Origin of the sequence: Massilia aurea, from assembly GCF_024753205.1 — a bacterium.
GTDB classification, from domain to species: Bacteria; Pseudomonadota; Gammaproteobacteria; order Burkholderiales; family Burkholderiaceae_D; genus Telluria; species Telluria aurea.
In genome coordinates this window covers 1-266 of record NZ_JANUGZ010000047.1, presented here as the reverse complement: position 1 = coordinate 266, position 266 = coordinate 1, and the positions used below count along the sequence as shown (strand labels likewise).

Below are 266 nucleotides of genomic sequence, written 5' to 3'. Positions count from 1 at the left end.
AGACAACCTTCCGCGATCCGTCCCCCCATCGCATCATACGACGGTGCAGGAATATTAACCTGCTTCCCATCAGCTACGCATCTCTGCCTCGCCTTAGGGGCCGACTCACCCTGCTCCGATGAACGTTGAACAGGAAACCTTGGGCTTACGGCGTGGAGGCTTTTCACCCCCATTATCGCTACTCATGTCAGCATTCGCACTTCTGATACCTCCAGCATCCTTTACAAGACACCTTCGCAGGCTTACAGAACGCTCTCCTACCATAT

1 rRNA gene is annotated in these 266 nt (G+C 53.8%); it reads right to left on the bottom strand.

What is annotated here, in order from left to right:
• Positions 1-266, bottom strand: a 23S ribosomal RNA gene (locus NX775_RS23980); the annotation flags it as partial.